Origin of the sequence: Bacteroides sp. HMSC067B03 (genome assembly GCF_001811315.1) — a bacterium.
Taxonomy (GTDB): domain Bacteria; phylum Bacteroidota; class Bacteroidia; order Bacteroidales; family Bacteroidaceae; genus Bacteroides; species Bacteroides faecis.
Window position 1 is genome coordinate 17,502 of sequence record NZ_KV804482.1, and the last position, 13,967, is coordinate 31,468.

General features: G+C 42.4%; 11 protein-coding genes. 4 read left to right on the forward strand and 7 right to left on the reverse strand.

What is annotated here, in order from left to right:
* Window positions 1–10: 10 nt before the first annotated feature.
* Both rny and HMPREF2794_RS24975 read left to right on the forward strand, forming a co-directional pair.
* Entirely contained in the window at window positions 11–1,546 is a 1,536-nt protein-coding gene (gene rny / locus HMPREF2794_RS24970) for a ribonuclease Y (RefSeq protein WP_010537006.1), read from the forward strand.
* 121 nt (window positions 1,547–1,667) lie between these two features.
* Window positions 1,668–2,420, forward strand: a complete 753-nt coding sequence (locus HMPREF2794_RS24975; RefSeq protein WP_010537005.1) for a copper homeostasis protein CutC — start codon at window positions 1,668–1,670, stop codon at window positions 2,418–2,420.
* Here HMPREF2794_RS24975 and HMPREF2794_RS24980 read toward each other — a convergent pair.
* The 4 genes from HMPREF2794_RS24980 to HMPREF2794_RS24995 all read right to left on the reverse strand — a co-directional run bounded on the left by HMPREF2794_RS24980 (window position 2,404) and on the right by HMPREF2794_RS24995 (window position 7,697).
* Window positions 2,404–3,618: a sodium ion-translocating decarboxylase subunit beta gene (locus HMPREF2794_RS24980; protein ID WP_010537004.1), complete on the reverse strand. Its 1,215-nt coding sequence runs from the start codon at window positions 3,616–3,618 to the stop codon at window positions 2,404–2,406. The two genes, HMPREF2794_RS24975 and HMPREF2794_RS24980, sit on opposite strands and share 17 nt — an antisense overlap.
* A 14-nt stretch (window positions 3,619–3,632) precedes the next feature.
* Entirely contained in the window at window positions 3,633–4,064 is a 432-nt protein-coding gene (locus HMPREF2794_RS24985) for a hypothetical protein (protein ID WP_070753051.1), read from the reverse strand.
* Window positions 4,065–4,407: 343 nt separating this feature from the next.
* Entirely contained in the window at window positions 4,408–4,848 is a 441-nt protein-coding gene (locus tag HMPREF2794_RS24990) for a hypothetical protein (RefSeq protein WP_010537002.1), read from the reverse strand.
* Window positions 4,849–4,931: 83 nt separating this feature from the next.
* Window positions 4,932–7,697, reverse strand: coding sequence for a transglutaminase domain-containing protein (locus tag HMPREF2794_RS24995; protein WP_070753006.1), 2,766 nt, complete (start codon window positions 7,695–7,697; stop codon window positions 4,932–4,934).
* Window positions 7,698–8,022: 325 nt separating this feature from the next.
* On the opposite strand from HMPREF2794_RS24995, the gene HMPREF2794_RS29170 reads away from it, so the two are divergent.
* Window positions 8,023–8,160: a hypothetical protein gene (locus HMPREF2794_RS29170; protein WP_008764567.1), complete on the forward strand. Its 138-nt coding sequence runs from the start codon at window positions 8,023–8,025 to the stop codon at window positions 8,158–8,160.
* Window positions 8,161–8,236: 76 nt separating this feature from the next.
* Here HMPREF2794_RS29170 and HMPREF2794_RS25000 read toward each other — a convergent pair whose 3' ends face one another.
* From HMPREF2794_RS25000 to dinB, 3 genes are all read right to left on the reverse strand, one after another.
* Window positions 8,237–8,938, reverse strand: coding sequence for a DUF4627 domain-containing protein (locus HMPREF2794_RS25000; protein ID WP_055270101.1), 702 nt, complete (start codon window positions 8,936–8,938; stop codon window positions 8,237–8,239).
* A gap of 58 nt (window positions 8,939–8,996) precedes the next feature.
* On the reverse strand, window positions 8,997–10,931 hold the full coding sequence (locus tag HMPREF2794_RS25005) for a heparinase II/III domain-containing protein (RefSeq protein WP_070753008.1): 1,935 nt from the start codon (window positions 10,929–10,931) through the stop codon (window positions 8,997–8,999).
* Window positions 10,932–11,190: 259 nt separating this feature from the next.
* On the reverse strand, window positions 11,191–12,282 hold the full coding sequence (dinB, locus tag HMPREF2794_RS25010; RefSeq protein WP_010536998.1) for a DNA polymerase IV: 1,092 nt from the start codon (window positions 12,280–12,282) through the stop codon (window positions 11,191–11,193).
* A 212-nt stretch (window positions 12,283–12,494) separates the two neighbouring features.
* On the opposite strand from dinB, the gene HMPREF2794_RS25015 reads away from it, so the two are divergent.
* Window positions 12,495–13,958, forward strand: a complete 1,464-nt coding sequence (locus tag HMPREF2794_RS25015; protein ID WP_070753010.1) for a DUF4419 domain-containing protein — start codon at window positions 12,495–12,497, stop codon at window positions 13,956–13,958.
* The last annotated feature ends 9 nt before the right edge of the window (window positions 13,959–13,967 follow it).

The window sequence follows — 13,967 nt, forward strand, 5'->3', positions numbered from 1 at the left end:
TAATGTAAGAATGATAGCAATAATAGCAACAGCAATTGCTTGCTTCGTCGTAGGAGGAATCCTTTCATATGTACTTTTCCGGTACGTACTGAAGTCTAAATACGATAGTATTCTGAAAGATGCGGAAACTGAAGCTGAAGTAATTAAGAAAAACAAATTGCTGGAAGTAAAGGAGAAATTCCTGAACAAGAAAGCTGATTTGGAAAAAGAAGTGGCACTGCGTAATCAAAAAATTCAGCAGGCGGAAAATAAACTGAAACAACGCGAAATGGTGCTTAGCCAGCGTCAAGAGGAAATCCAGCGCAAGAAACTGGAAGCCGAAGCTGTAAAGGAAAACCTGGAAGCACAGCTTGTGATCGTTGATAAGAAAAAAGAAGAACTGGACAAACTGCAACATCAGGAAATAGAAAAGCTGGAAACAATCTCCGGTCTGTCTGCCGATGAAGCAAAAGAACGTCTGGTCGAATCACTGAAAGAAGAAGCTAAAACGCAGGCACAGTCATTTATCAATGACATCATGGATGATGCGAAACTGACTGCCAGCAAAGAAGCAAAACGTATTGTTATCCAGTCTATCCAACGGGTAGCTACCGAAACTGCCATCGAAAACTCCGTGACAGTATTCCATATCGAATCGGACGAAATCAAAGGACGTATTATCGGACGTGAAGGACGCAATATCCGTGCACTGGAAGCCGCTACCGGCGTTGAAATCGTTGTAGACGATACTCCGGAAGCAATCGTTCTTTCTGCTTTTGACCCGGTTCGCCGTGAAATTGCCCGTCTGGCTCTTCACCAACTGGTAACAGACGGACGTATCCATCCGGCACGTATCGAGGAAGTCGTGTCTAAAGTACGCAAACAGGTCGAAGAGGAAATTATCGAAACCGGTAAACGTACGACAATCGACCTTGGTATCCATGGTCTGCATCCGGAACTGATCCGTATTATCGGTAAGATGAAATATCGCTCTTCGTATGGCCAAAACTTGTTGCAGCATGCCCGCGAAACAGCCAACCTTTGTGCTGTGATGGCATCGGAACTGGGACTGAACCCGAAGAAGGCAAAACGTGCAGGTCTGCTGCATGATATCGGTAAAGTACCCGATGAAGAACCGGAATTGCCACATGCATTGCTGGGTATGAAACTTGCCGAGAAGTACAAAGAAAAACCGGATATCTGCAACGCTATCGGCGCTCACCACGACGAAACGGAAATGACCAGTTTGCTGGCTCCTATCGTACAGGTTTGTGATGCTATCTCCGGTGCACGTCCGGGCGCACGCCGCGAAATCGTAGAGGCGTATATCAAGCGTCTGAATGACCTTGAACAATTGGCCATGGCTTATCCGGGCGTAACCAAGACTTATGCTATTCAGGCAGGACGTGAACTCCGCGTAATTGTAGGTGCGGACAAGATCGACGATAAACAGACTGAAAGCTTGTCCGGTGAAATCGCCAAGAAGATTCAGGATGAGATGACTTATCCGGGACAGGTGAAGATCACCGTGATCCGTGAAACACGTGCGGTTAGTTTCGCTAAATAAGTAAATATTCAAAAGAAGATTCAATATAGGGCGAAGCAATTCGCCCTTTTTTAGCTTATCACCATTTATCTTTCATGTTGGCGGTATCGCACAGCAACATGCAGTCTAAAAGTATCAGCTTATGAAAAAGTTTCAATTTGAAGTCTGTGCCAATTCAGTAGAAAGCTGCCTGGCAGCACAGGCAGGCGGAGCCAATCGGGTAGAGTTATGTGCAGGTATTCCGGAAGGCGGAACGACTCCTTCTTACGGAGAGATATCGACAGCACGTGAGATGCTGACAACGACTCGTCTGCATGTCATCATCCGCCCGCGCGGAGGAGATTTCCTTTATTCTCCCATCGAAGTGAAGACGATGCTGAAAGATATCGAAATGGCACGGCAATTAGGAGCTGACGGAGTTGTATTCGGTTGTCTGACAGCAAACGGAGAGATCGACCTTCCTGCGATGCAAGAGTTAATGAAGGCCTCGCAAGGCTTATCGGTTACCTTTCACCGTGCTTTTGATGTATGCTGCAATCCTGAAAAGGCTTTGGAACAGATTATCGAACTGGGCTGCAACCGCATTCTTACTTCCGGTCAGCAACCTACTGCCGAAATCGGCATTCCTTTACTCAAAGAATTGCAGCAACAGGCTTCCGGAAGAATCATCCTGCTTGCCGGATGTGGCGTAAACGAGAAGAATATCGCTCGCATTGCCTCAGAAACCGGTATACAGGAGTTTCATTTCTCTGCACGTGAAAGCATCAAAAGCGATATGAAGTATAAAAATGAATCAGTATCGATGGGCGGCACTGTACATATCGACGAATACGAACGAAATGTTACCACCGCCCAAAGAGTGACAGATACCATTCAGGCTATAAATAAGGGATAATCGTAATATAGATACCCGTAATAATAGCTGAGGTGATTACTCCTGAGATATTGGCTCCCAAGGCATCTCCCAGAACGAACGAATCCGGATTGTCCTTGCTTACTATCTTCTGGGCAACTTTTGCGGTGGTAGGTACGCAACTGACAGCAGCGATACCAATCACCGGATTGTAATTTCCCCGCTTGACAATGTACATAATGTATCCGCCGATAATTCCTCCGATACCGGAAAGCAATAAGGCAACGATACCTAATACCAGCAATTTCAGTATTTTCGGATCAAGCAACAGATGCGCGTCGCAAAGCACACCCAGCAATACGCCTAACATAAAGGTTGAACCATACAACAACGGACCGCTGACAAAATCATAAATGTGCTTCATACCCGATTCGCGGACAGCAACTCCTAAAAACAGGGAAAAGAACAATGGAGAAGCTACCGGAAACAAGAAGCAGAGTACTGCGCAAAGAACAGCCGAAAAGGCCAGTTTCACTTTGGCGTCATAGTTCTTCGGTGCCTTCTTACTTACCATCTTAATGGCACGGAAACGTTTAGGAACTAATAGTTTGACCAGATAAGGATAACCTCCATACGTCAGTCCCAGATACAGATAGGCAACTACCGTGATAGGGACAAACAAATGCTTTGCCAGAGCCAGCGAAGTAAACAATACCATCGGGCCATCCGCACCACCTACCATAGCAACGGAGGCACTCTCCTTCAAAGTCAGTCCAAGGGCGGAAGCGATGGGTACCGTAAGGAACGTGCCAAGCTCGGCACATAAAGCAAGGAAAATACTCGCAAACGGTTTCTGAAGCAAGAAGCCCACATCCAGCAGTGTTCCGATGCCCATAAAGACAAAGCAAGCTATAAGCCCGTTACTGAATGTCAGCGTATAGACAGGCTGCAGAAAGTCTATCTGCATCGTATTCATCAGGTCATCCGTATCCGAAAGCATCGGGTCGAGAAAAAGGTTGCCTAATGTGCCATCCGGCATCATCAATGTTCCGCAGTTGATAGCTACCATGCCTAGCCCCATCGGGATCATGACCATAGGCTCGAGCACTCCCTTCCACCCGAGATAGATAAGTAACAACCCCAAAAGTACCAGAAAGACTCTGGCAGAAGCCAGCAGCCAGCCGCTTTCCATCATTGTTCCAATGCCCTGAAAGAGGGTGGCAAAATCAATATTTTCCATAAATAAACGTTATTTTATTGCTTGTTGGTAGTAGATTTCTTTGAATTCTTTTTGTTGGTATGTGCCAGCTCTTCTTCTTTGAGAAAGAACTCACGTGTATCCCGCGGATAATAATAATCCATCAGGTTCTTTTCTGAAGCACCCGGACTTACCCCATGATAATAACCGGAATAGCCGGAAAAATTCCGGTTGATTCCACGACTGAAATCTTCGCGGTAATCTCCCAAAGTCTCTTCGGCTTCAAGCGGCATCTGCCTTACAAGCCTTTCTACTTTCTGCCGATGTTGTCGCCAACGGTGTAACCTCAACAGTTCCAGACGATGAGAACTATAAAAATCAAAAGAATCTGCCGCATAGGCAATCAGCTTGATGACCGCTGCAACAAAAAAACCGATGAGAAAGGTTAGTCCCATCATAGCAAAAGTAGATATTAATAAATCAATCATAGCAATATAAATATAGGTTATATAATAGTATTCAAAAAAAGAAGAGGCGCCCAATGGTATAATCATTATAAAATTTAGACACACATGAAAGTTTAATCCCATCGGGCACTCCTCATCATCCATATAGAAACAATCGGCAGATGTTACTTGCCTGAATCACTTCGGTATACATCTTTGCTTCTATACGACGTAACTCCCGTTTCACAACGAAAAACACAATATTTTGATCCCGGCACCTAACTTGGTATCCGGGAAGTATATCATACGTTTATAGGAACAATAAATAATAAGGAGGGGCAGCGAGAAAGACATTTCTCACCCTGCCAAAGGAAAACAATGTAGCCTAAATAAGAATATGGGCTAATGTATAGACGTAGTATTTACACGAATATTTTGTGTAATTGACATCAAAGCAAGTATGGCTCAGACGTTTCTCCGGAAGCATCGTATTCAACGAGCTCAATATCTGTAGAATTGCAGTATTGGTAGTATTGAACCTCAAATTCTTGAAAGGAACAATGCTTCTTGGAAAAGAGAGATTATCAAAAATACAGTCGCTAACTTTACTGCCGTAAGTTCCGTCAGTCAGCAACGAATGAGTTTCTTTACATGATTTATCAAAGCCGGCAGAAGAGATACAGCAATTTGCTCCCTCATTGTAGGACATATCAATTGCCGGGACTCCAGTTTCTTTCTGAAATCCCTGCAATTCTTTGTTGGAAATATGAGTAAATCCCAAAGCCAGAAATGCGCATGCTAATATGCCAAAAATGTACTTTGCCATAATTTGCTGCAAACGTAATCATTCTTTTCCAAAAACAATGTATGAATAATAAGAATTAACGATTATTGCACTCTGGCTTCACCTTATAATCCATGTATTACTTTCATCAATTGCTCTCCCAGACCAATCGTATATCCCTGAGAGACAAAGACTACCCGGTTGAAAGTATCGGCAATGATGAATATCGGCAAACTATTTTTATGTTTCAGTTTCATATTATCCACTATCTGTTTGCAAATTCCATCCGTATCTATACCATAAATAACGGTAGAAGGCAACTCAGGAAACTCGGAAGGATGGAACTTCTTACATTGTGCTTCATCCGGGAAAAGCAATACCATTTTCCGGTTCCATTTCTCTAAGTCAGATTTTAAAGCTGCAATATCATGCAAAGCATGGTTGGTGGGTTCTTGCCCCGGACCTAGTATCCCGACTATAAAGTAGCCGCGGCCACAAGCTTGCAACAAACTTTGCCTATCCAAAAGTGTTGTCTTCTGCCCCATTTCTTCCACTGGAGTAAAAAGAGACTCGGAATTAAACCCGCCAATTACAGCAACTTTCTCACCTGATTCACGTAAATGATAAGAAACTTTTGTAGCTTCCAATTTCAAGTCATCTTTCTGCATCGGCAATACAAAAGATGAAATTCTAGCCAACACACCACCGTCAGCCAATCGCGTACCTGTCACCTGCAAATAATAACCGGCATCCAATACTCCTATATTCCTCAATTGAGGATTATTTTCATCACAATCAATTAATATCGGCCTTCCATCTTCTATTCTGGAGATCGTAAACTTACTATAATACTTCACTCTGTCATCACCATTTGCAATGGGTTTGTTTCCATCATACATCCGATATATTCCTTTGGGCGTTTCTACGCTTTCTGCTTTATCGAAGTTAACATCCACGGATTCATTCCAAAAATAACCGTTATCTTCAAAAGTCATATAATAAGATACACTCCCATTCATACTATTTATATAAGCAGGAATATTCATGCTACGTGCCAACGCAACAAAGAATATATCCCGCGAATGTGAATCAGCCACCCGAGAACGCCAGACTCCTTCCGGGGAAACAGGTATCCCCTGAGAATTATGCGTTCCGTCGACAGTCACATAACGGTTTACCCACTCTACCAAAGCTTGTGGACGATTACGGAATGTATCTACTTCCGCTTCCGAAAACTTTGACTGGAAGAAAGATCTGTAAGGAGTCAATGTCTCCATAGAAATACGTGGTTTGAAAATTTCATGTATTTTTAATTCCGGAGGATCACTCATACAAACAGGCCCCGGTAAAGCGCACACGTATGAACTATTAGAATCATCTTCTGTATACATGAAATGATCCATCAATACCTCATAAGAAACATCACGACGGTCTTTTTCGTTAATGATAGATAATAGCGCAGCAGCTTTCAGCAATTTTCCTTGTCGATCAGCCTCCTGCAGAAAACGAATTAACACATCATAATTTCCTCTGGCATCCACTAAGAAAGAACATAAACTTTTCTTCACACTAGAAGTTTTTGTCCCTTTCCATCCGGAAACTATAGAATCAATCTGCGCAGCAGTCGGAAAAGTAGCGATATACGAATTGCGGATAGAGTCTTCCAGAGCCATCCGCCGGTCATTTTCTGCCCGTTGCTCCGATGTTACTTCAGGCAAATTGGCATTCTCTACAGGAGGAACCATATCAAGATCCACTTCAAAGATATCTCCTTCTTTTTTATCCAGCACTAAGGCCAACTCCGATTGTTTTCCAAATGATAATTTGGTAAAGCCGAACTTTCCTTCACTGGAAGCCCATACCAGCATATCTCCTTTTCCGGCTGTCAATGATACTTGCCCGTCAGCATCCGTATATTTTGTAGCTACTGTATAGAACTCGGCGTAATTATATACCTTAAAATCAACTCTGGCACCGGAAATAGGATTTCCACTCACATCCGTCACAGTCACTATTGCTTTTGCTGTCGGCGCATAATTCTCTGTCACATTGATTTCCGTATAATTAGGAGTTTCAAGCATAATTTCTTCCGGACCGTTATAGCGACCGAATACCTTTGTATGCATCAGCATTCCCCGGCTAGCAGGAGCATTGAACCATCCCAGATTCAAAACCGGTTCCGGCTCGCAAGCCCCAATAAAATACCACTGGCCATCTGCCCATGCTTCCACCCAGGCATGATTATCATCCGTATGCGCCCAGCGGGGAGTATATACCTGCCGTGCCGGAATACCTACCGAACGCAATGCAGCCACAGCAAACGTGGATTCTTCTCCACAGCGTCCATACGCCGTCTTCACCGATGCCAGCGGAGAACTCGTACGTGCATCGCTCGGACGATACACCACCTTTTCGTGGCACCAGTGATTCACTTCCAGAATGGCATCTTTCATGGAAAGATGCTTTACCCTATCCTTCAATTCTCCATAAAATACCCGGCGGGAGTCATCCAAATTCTCATTATTCACCCGAATAGGTAACACAAAATGCCGGAACAATTCGTTCGGGACCTTATCTCCCCAAGGCATCTCGGCACGTGTCTGACCGGATAGCCGAACATTCTCCAAATAATAATCTCCCGAATAATCCGTTACATCCCCTATCGGCATATACGCATAGAGAAACATCAAAGCTTCCTGCTCATACACAGACAAGTCAGGATTTGACAAAACAGTAAATAAGTCTCCATGAGGAAGCGCCTGTTTTTTTTGTTCAAAGTCTTTGGTTACTTGATTCCGATAATCCTCTTCTTTCAGGAAATGAGCATTGCTACAGGCAAACAGCACAATCGAGAGAATCAAAACAGATACTAGATGGATGAATGTTTTCATAAGAGTGTTTGGTTTATTTTAGATAATAAGATTGCTGTCTCACAAAAATACAAGAATATTTTCTGAATGCCTAGATAACTACATAAAAATGTGATGGATAAGAATAATATTGTCATCAAAGGAAAACAGCGGGAAAATTGTAACAGGTTTGTAACATCTCCGTGTTCGAACCTCTTATAAAAAGAAATTTCATAAGAAAAAGAAGATTTTTATGTTTTACAGCATATAATTCAAAAACATTTTGTATCTTTGCAGTGTTAATAAAGAAAACAAGATGTAAAACCGCTCTTCAAAACGTGGAGGGCAAAAAAAGAGGAAACAAATTATGAAAAAGAATGCAAATGAAAAAATCATGATGTTACAGTACCGTATTAAACGTTATCAAGCAATGGGAAACGGTGCTATGTGCCAAACCTTGAATGGTAAACTTCAAAAACTGCTGACGAAGCAGCCTGCCATGTAATTAAACACACTAATATATATCATGAAAAGAGCGGAGCAACCGATTGGTTCTCCGCTCTTTCTTTTTTATTTTCTTCTTATTTCTTCTTCAAAGTCACGTCACTGATTTCTACTACCCCACCTTTATTCTGTCCAAGGATAGCTACGTAACAATCCTTCAGGATAGCAGCATCATCATCCGTATCAGACACTTCCATATCAGGATTGGACTTCTTACTGCTGATAGTATTCACCACCTGTTCCATGTCATAGTAAACAACAACCTTTGTCCATTTGCCCGCATCCTTGATTTTGAAGTTATACTGTGCACCGGAAGCATTAGGCTGAGCATCAGCATCATAATCTCTACGCATAAAGAAGGTAGTGTTCAGCTTACCGTTATCATTCTTTTCTTCATTCGTCTGCTTGATATATACACTGACCGGAGTCCCTGCTTCTTTCACTTTTGCATAGAAAGTCAGCACATAGATACCTTTCTCCAAGCCGTCGGTAATACGTTGTCCCAGAAAAGCTTTATACCAGGAAGTATTCTTTTCTGCACCCGAATTATCTATTTTCATGGCATTCGGATATTTGGCATCCCCGGTTTGTTCCCAAGCGATGGTTGTCACACCGTCTGCCTCATTATTCATGATGAACCACTCACCTGCTGTAGCCTTGTTAGGGTTGGTAACCTTATTCGTTACTTCCGTAGCAAACTTTTCATTCTTGATCAGATTCTGAGCACTTACGCTTACTCCGGCGACAGCCAAAAGACCGACTAATAATACTTTTTTCATCTTACTGCGATTTAATTGTTTATACGTTATTTCTTGTTTCTACTTTATCTGCTGAATTCTATTTCACTTGTTGAATAACAAACTTATAATTTCCAGTCTCTTTTTTCTCGTTTGTTTTTAGTGTGATGCGATAAATCTCCTTGCCCCATACATTAGAGAGGCGCGGATCATCCAATTGGATGGTTTCCAGTTCAGCTTTGAATTGGGCCGGATAGTCCAGTTCTACTTTCTGCCCTTTTACTTCAATCTGAATTTTACCCGGTGAAGGGAAAGTCACATTCCCCCAAGTCATAAAATTTACCTGATTGGGAGCTACAGCTTCGTTCAGAGTGTAACTGTCAGTGATAGTCAGCTTACGGTCGTCCAGTGCATACGAACGGTTCCAGTTCTTCACTTTCGCCTCAGCCGGATAAGCTTTAGCTATATCAGTAGTGAAAACGCGTTTCTTTTCGTTGCAAGTAGTGTTTGTCGCCTTATACTCCTGACCGTATTTCTGCGGTACACCGTTAATCATCGGCAGGTTATGATAATTGCTCTGCATGGTCCAAATGGTGTAACGGTCTTTGCTGAATGTCTGTTTGGTATACGTCCCCACTCCGGCGTCGATAAAGACAGGAATCGTATTCATGTATAAAGAGAAAGTTCCCACGTCATTATGATTATGACTTTCGTTATTAAAACCACCTTTGGCAGCCACAAACATTCCATTCTTATTCTTCATGTAGCAGAATTCCGTTTCGGGATACCAGGTTACGTCAGGCATATCATGCTTTGGCGTTTCTTTGGCAAGATCATTGCAGCAAATCAGAGACTGAAGGGAACGGAATGCATCGTTTCCCATTGTTGCATAAGGTTTTCTGCCATTCAGCAGATAAGCTGCAAAATGCATCATTTCATCGCTGTTGACAGCCTTACCAAAACGATAGATCAACAGAGGATCACCACCGCCTTGTGCGGAAGCATCGGCAAAGTTCACTACCCAGCCATTACCGACATAAGAACGGGACATATACTCTCCCATACGACGAATCATCGGTTCATTGAACAGAGATATGTTGCCTCCTGTACCATCGGAAAGTATTTGCAAATAATCATATAGCTTACCTGCCGCATGTCCCCAATAAGAAGTTCCCTCTTCGCAAGCTCCGTCAGACTTCACAAAGTTGATAAACTGATCGACCGATTTCATCGAACGATACACCGCTTTTGCCAGACGGTCTTTATTATTTTCCATCAAAAGAAAACACTGCAAAGCATTAGAATTACACCAAGGATTCCAGTTGTTGATAATCTCACCCGGCTGCCAGTTGAATGCCATCCACCACATATCATCATCATTCATATATGGATCGAGGATACGTTCTTTAATCGCTTTACGCATTTGCAGAGAAACAACCGGATTGATTTTGTCGAAAGGCTTACGGAAGAAATAATGCACCCAAGCCATCAATGCACCATATCCACCGGAACCAAGATCAATAATTTGTTCACGGAAATCGGGAAGAGAACGCTTACTACTTTGTCGGGGCAGATGGGCAGACAATACCCATGAATTCATCTCGCAACTCATGTAAGCTCCGTTCAGCAACTGATCGATGAAACGCCCCTTGCCTTCTGCCAGTTCTGCCAGCATCAGCGTATTCAATGCCTGACGGTTAGCATCATAGGGAACTTCCATTATTTTACGATTACCGGTACGTTCATATTCAAGATAGGCAGTAGCGGGGATAAGTTGCCACTTGTAATCGAGAAGCTTCTCTCCTGCTGCGATAAGACGTTGCTTGTTAGGTCCCATCAGTGAATCCCATGCGGCACGGTCGGTGTAAGCCGGGTAAGGTACCCACGCCTGCTTCATTACCAATACACTTTTCAACGTAGTTTCGTCTGCTGCTTTTTGCAGCATATTGCGTTCAGTATAGGCATTCGCTTTGAAAGAAAAACTTCCAAGGGCAACTACCAGAAGAAAACTAATAAAATGCTTCATTCGATTCATGGTATTTTTGTTCGTTTAAGTATGGCAAAGATAGTACATCTCTGAAAAAGTAAGGTGAGCAAATCATACGAACCTCATGACAAAAAAGTACAGACTTCAAGAAAAAGTATATAAGTACCTTATTATCCCCAGTAAACAGACGCTCTGTTCAGAGCAAACAGAGCCTTCATTCTAAGTAAACAGACACTCTGTTCCAAGTAAACAGAGGCTCTGTTCGAGCTTCCGTAAAACCGTCGTTACTATCAATCTGAAGGCTGCTTTATTCCCAATCGCTAAACTCAAAACTCAGTTGTTCCCAAACTCCGCGCTGTTCGTCCGTCTCTTCTTTCGGATTGGATACGGAAAGTCCGATGAGCCGTATCGGGTGTTGTTCGTACTCCACACTTTTTAGTAATTCTTTAGCAAGGGGCAGCACACGGTCTAAGGTAGTCAGTTCCTGCGATTGGGTAATGCTTCGGGTAATCTGACTAAAATCATGAAACTTAATTTTCAGAGTCAATGTATTCCCTTTAAACTCTTTATGCTGAAGCCGCTCAATCAGTTCTACCGCCACATGATATAGTTCGATGATAACGGAAGAATGGGCGGAAATATCCTTTTCCAATGTCCGCTCACAGCCGATAGACTTTCGGATACGAACCGCCTCTACGGGACGTTCGTCAATGCCACGGGAACATTCATAATAAAGCGACCCGACCTTTCCAAAATGGGCAGTCAGCATTTCAAGCGAACACTTACGTAGCTGAAGTCCATTATGGATACCCAGCAGATGCATCTTCTTTGCCGTCACAGGGCCCACTCCCCAAAAAGATTCAATCGGAAGACGGGCTATGAAATCAAGCGCTTGTTCAGGATGAATAGTGCACAAGCCATCCGGTTTTCGATAGTCTGAGGCGATCTTCGCCAAAAACTTATTATAAGAGACACCGGCTGACGCGACCAAATTCAGTTCTTGACGGATGCGGAGCTTTATTTCCTTTGCTATGTCTACCGCCAAAGAGATTCCTTTTTTATTCTCCGTCACATCCAGAAAAGCCTCATCCAAAGAAAGAGGTTCGATTATATCGGTATATTCATGAAAGATTTCATGTATCTGACGGGAGACGGACTTATAAACATCCATTCGACCATGTACAAATATCAATTGCGGACAAAGTTTCTTTGCCTTCTGTGAAGCCATAGCTGAGCGGACGCCATAGCGCCGGGCTTCATAACTCGCCGCCGCTACCACTCCCCGCTCCTCGGCATGCCCCACTGCCAGAGGTTTGCCACGAAGTTCCGGATTATCGCGCTGTTCTACAGAGGCGTAGAAAGCGTCCATATCGATATGTATGATCTTACGCTGAGACATTATCTTCGATTATCAGAGCAAACTTACTACAATTTTCCGAATAAATAGATCTCTAGAATAATATGCATTTATTTTTTTAGAGACACAGGTCATAAAAAAGATTCGATATCATTGCGATCCCATTTCTAATAATAGTATATTTGTATATTGTTATCCATAATCTGTCAACAGGAAAACATTTGAGGTACAAACCATAAAACAAATTTAGTATTATGAAAAAACTACTATTCTATTTATTCATTCTATGCAGCACTTCCGCAGCTGCTCAAAATGGAACGACTTTTGAAGTTGAGCAACTCTCCAAACCCGAAAAGTTGCATCCTGTGGCTTCGCCCGATGAAATCTACAGATACCTGATGTTATCTGATAATGAATTAACCATTAGAATTACAGAAAAAGACATCTGGAAACCTCCATTTAATGTAATTGCCAAAAGTGAATCTCCTGACAGTTTAGTACATTTTGGGTATAATTCTTTTTTCCGCGGCATGTATCAGGCTTATGCAGATCATAGACCGTTCGTTTTATCACCGGATATGATTTGGTTACTGATTAGCCAAGGTTTTGCCCAACATGTGAATGCCAACCATGAGTCTTTGAGAAAATATTTTGTAGATTTCTCCGGGAAACAATCTTTAGTTGTACAATCCAATAAAAAACTGGAAGACCCGAGTCTTTCATGGGAAGAAATGCTCCCTCAGTTTACGGAACAGATAAGAAAAGAAGTAGGAGGTAATCTGGTCGAAACACTCACTTGTAATTTCTCTACAACGACTTCTTTGGAAAAGACCGTTTCTGAGATAACAATAATGGAAACGGTGAAATCATACTTCGAATTTATCACCATAATGATTGCTTGCGGTATTCCGGAAATCACGCTTGAAGGGACACCACAAGACTGGGAAAAAGTTTTAAATAAAGCCAGAGAACTAAAAGAATATAAACTTGAATGGTGGACATCACAACTTGAACCTCTTTTGGAGGAGTTTGTGAAGGCATCAAAGGGGACCGTTAACCAAGAGTTTTGGCGTAATATGTTTAAATGTCATTCACCAAAGTCATGTGGAGCTCCCGAGACTTTTGATGGATGGATCATTAAATTCTTTCCTTATGACAATGAAGGAAAAAGAAATAATCTAAAACAGATTGTGGGTCGTAAAAAACTTCCGAGCGAGATAGTAAAAGTGGATTTAAAGTATATTGAAGCATACAATGATACCGTGATTGAAACACCACTGGAACTGTGGTCCGGTTTCATCGGACTCAAACAAAACAATGAGAGTTTTGCCCTGAGACCACAAATCGGCTGGATGGTCAGAAAGAAAAGCACAGATAACACCAGACTCATAAACAGATTGAAAGCCGACGCCAAAACAGGAGGTTTTGGCGGGGGTATCAACCTTAGAGTGAAAGAGTTCCCTTCCATACTGCTGAAACTTGAAGAAATAAAACAGCTGGAGCTTACCTTCATTAATGAAATTGATATACCGGACGAACTTTCAAAAGTGAAAATCGAAAGGTTAGAGCTATCCGGCAAGATTACGGAAGAAGGAATACAACGCATCAAAAGCTTGTTTCCAAATACAAATCTGAAAATAAACAGAAAGAATATAACAGAAATATCACCTGGTAATTCCCAAAGACACAAAGGAATAATCGGTATTACGTATGAATAGAAATAAGGG